Source organism: Mesorhizobium sp. M6A.T.Cr.TU.017.01.1.1, from assembly GCF_004023115.1.
In the GTDB taxonomy this organism is placed as follows: Bacteria; Pseudomonadota; Alphaproteobacteria; order Rhizobiales; family Rhizobiaceae; genus Mesorhizobium; species Mesorhizobium mediterraneum.
The window spans coordinates 1-2,826 of sequence record NZ_RZTA01000234.1 but is presented as its reverse complement, the minus strand read 5'-3'; the positions used below and the strand labels follow the sequence as shown (position 1 = coordinate 2,826).

At 60.7% G+C, this 2,826-nt stretch carries 4 protein-coding genes and 1 pseudogene; 1 reads left to right on the top strand and 4 read right to left on the bottom strand.

The window, feature by feature from the left end; genetic code table 11:
• Window positions 1-343, top strand: a pseudogene (locus EOB36_RS33545) (multidrug effflux MFS transporter); the annotation flags it as partial.
• Window positions 344-390: 47 nt separating this feature from the next.
• Here the strand turns inward: EOB36_RS33545 and EOB36_RS33540 are convergent.
• The 4 genes from EOB36_RS33540 to EOB36_RS33525 form a co-directional block, all read right to left on the bottom strand.
• Window positions 391-840, bottom strand: coding sequence for an OsmC family protein (locus EOB36_RS33540; protein ID WP_206637234.1), 450 nt, complete (start codon window positions 838-840; stop codon window positions 391-393).
• Window positions 837-1,502: a GntR family transcriptional regulator gene (locus tag EOB36_RS33535; protein WP_245467971.1), complete on the bottom strand. Its 666-nt coding sequence runs from the start codon at window positions 1,500-1,502 to the stop codon at window positions 837-839. Before EOB36_RS33535 ends, EOB36_RS33540 begins: the two co-directional genes overlap by 4 nt.
• A gap of 118 nt (window positions 1,503-1,620) precedes the next feature.
• Window positions 1,621-2,028, bottom strand: coding sequence for a hypothetical protein (locus tag EOB36_RS33530; RefSeq protein WP_128286572.1), 408 nt, complete (start codon window positions 2,026-2,028; stop codon window positions 1,621-1,623).
• Window positions 2,029-2,102: 74 nt separating this feature from the next.
• Window positions 2,103-2,826, bottom strand: a 724-nt coding sequence (locus tag EOB36_RS33525) for an SDR family NAD(P)-dependent oxidoreductase (protein WP_164897708.1), incomplete at its 5' end; no start/stop codon positions are given.

Here is a 2,826-nt window from a genome sequence, read left to right as displayed (position 1 = left end):
GATCAGCTTTGCGTGGCTGGTGGTGTCACTGGAAATGAAGATGCCGCTCTGGCTCTTCATCACCTTCTTTGCCGGCGCCATGCTCCCGTTCGGCGCGCTGGGCGCGAATTTCAACGCGCTCGCCATGGAGCCGCTCGGCCAACTGGCCGGCACGGCATCGTCCATTCTGGGATTCATGCAGACCTTCCTCGGCGGCCTGCTCGGCACGCTGATCGGCCAAGCCTTCAACGGCACGGTGACGCCCTTGGCCGCCGGATTCTGCAGCGTGTCGCTTGGCGCATTGGTGATGGTGCTGATCGCGGAGCGCGGCAAATTCTTCCAGCCGCAGAACCCGCCGGTCTAGGTTCGAAACCCAATTGTGGTTGTCAATCGCGCCGGTAAATGGATATCTCAGGTGGCTACCTGGATTTCCGTCTTCACGGAATTGGCAATGAAGCACTGTTCATGCGCCGACTGGTGCAGTTTCGCTTCTGTCGCGGCGGTTGGCGTTTCCCCGGCGTAGACAATAGTCGGATTGAGGTCAACGCGGCTGACTACCAATCGTCCGTCCACCTTCTCCATCATGCCGACCGCCTTGTCGGTATAGCTCTCCACGACGATCCCCCGGGGCGCCGCGATCGAGAGAAAGGTCAACATGTGGCAGCTGGAAATCGCCGCGATGTAAGCCTCCTCTGGATCGACGTTGGCTTCCACTGAATAAGGAAGCGGAACGATATGCGGCGAAGCGGATGCCAGCACCACCTGGCCTCCGTCGAAGCGCCAGATGTGCGCGCGGCTGTAGCGCTTGTCGGTGAATACCGCTCCTTCTCGCTCCCAGTGCACTTCGACGGTCATTTTCATGATTGATCCTTTGTCGGAACGGAAAGAAGTCTTGCAGTCGTCTGGGTCAGATGGCAGCGAAGATGCTGCGCCGCAGCGTCGAAATCGCGCCTCGCACAAGCGGCAACGATCGCCGCGTGTTCCTCGAAGAAATCAATTCGCTCCTGGGCGCCACGCTCTTGGTGAAGGGTTGCCCGCCGGGATTCTCGTCGAAGGTCTCCGATGGTCTTAAGCAATCGAGAATTCGTGCAACCGCTGTACAGGGCTAGGTGAAACTGTTGGTCGAGCTCCAGAATCCGTGACGGATCGTACTCCGCGAACAGCTCGTCATTGAGCCTCTCAGCCTTACGCAAAGCGGAAGGCTGAAGCCCCGGCACCGACTGCTCCAAGGCAGCGACCTCCAAAATAGACCGAACTTCGCAAAGTTCAGTCGCCTCCCGTACTGAGAGGATCGCTACCGCCAGGCTTCGATCGGGACGCCGCACGGCCAAGCCACTCCCGAGTAACCGGTCCAAGGCCTGCCGGACGGGCTGGCGGCTGACCCCGAAACGCTCCGCGATCGATTCCTGCTTGAGAACGGAGCCCGGTGCCAATTCACCTGACTCAATCTCGTCTTTGAGTTCGCTAAAGATCGACTTTGGATCCATGGATCCAAAGTACGATGCCCCGGCGAAGTTGGTCAAGCCCTATTCACAATAGTCCTCCTGGGATTGCGGCGTCCCGCCTTTCTGCCTCGGCTCAAGAAACGAAATGACCAAGGGCCGTTGCGCCGATGCACTAATGCACATTGCCGGACGCGCTTTAGGATGCACGCCCACTCGCCGCTGTGAAGCGAGGGAACAGCGTGCGCCCTGCGATCGCTCCACCCATGCTGTCCGAAACGGGCAGTGGCAGAGCCTTGTCGAGAGCATCGAGGACGGAAGCCACGAAGGCCCGGTTGAGGGCGCCATCATTCCCGAGACGGGAGTAAGTGGCGCGAGGCTTGCCGATAAGTGTGCCGTTTCGGCGAATTGAGAACTGCAGCGTCAGGGTCATGCCCGCGGTTCCGGGCGGTGGCTCCCAACAGGCGAAGATCGCGGAGAACATCTCGTTTATGGTGTCGATGGGAGCGGAACTGCGACATGCGCGTTCCTGCGATCTTGCCTCGTTCGGGCCGGCAACCAAGGCGACGATAACGGCCAGTGCGCCAATTGCGGGCCGAGGTTTCATATCGGATCTCCGGTTTCGCGCGAACAAATATAATTAACGAGCTTCGCATGAACCCTTTCAGACGCGACGCGCTTTTAGTGGCGCACCATCCCGGCGTCGACATTCAACGTCTGGCCGGTGATCCAGCGCGCGTCATCGGAGGCCAGGAACGACACCACATCGGCGATATGTTCCGGCTGCCCTTTGCCTTTCATCGCCTGCAGCATCTCGACGAAGCCGAACGCCTCGTTGTGCGGGCTGGCCTTGACGCCATCGCTCTCGATCAGGCCCGGCGTCACCGCGTTGGCGGTGATGTTGTATTTGCCGAGTTCTGTGGCCATCGCCCTGGTGAAGCCTATGACGCCGCCCTTGGCCGCGACATAGGCTGCCATGTTCGGCGTGCCAGCAAAGAAAGTGTTGGAGGCGATGCTTATCACCCGGCCGGCCTTGCCCGCTGCACGCATCTGGTCCGTTCCTGCGCGGCTGACGATGAAGGTGCCGGTCAGATTGACGTCGATGATCTTGCGCCAATGGTCGAGATCGACATCGTCCCAGGCGACGAACGGCACGATGCTGGCATTGTTGACCAGAATATCGATGCCCCCGGTCAGCGCCTGGATCTCAGCGAAGAGCGCCTTGACGGATGCAGGGTCGGAGATGTCGGCGGCAATCGCCTTCGCTTTTCCGCCGATCGACGCGGCCGCCGTTTCGGCGCCTTTCGCGTTGATGTCGCTGACGATGACCGTCGCGCCATCGGCGGCCAAGCGCGCGGCGATAGCCTTTCCGGTGCCTTGCGCGGCCCCGGTAACCAGGGCCGTC

What these genes read in the sequence shown, in the direction of transcription:
- EOB36_RS33540 (WP_206637234.1), bottom strand. Translation starts at nt 840, where the DNA reads ATGAAAATGACCGTCGAAGTGCACTGGGAGCGAGAAGGAGCGGTATTC.
- EOB36_RS33530 (WP_128286572.1), bottom strand. Translation starts at nt 2,028, where the DNA reads ATGAAACCTCGGCCCGCAATTGGCGCACTGGCCGTTATCGTCGCCTTG.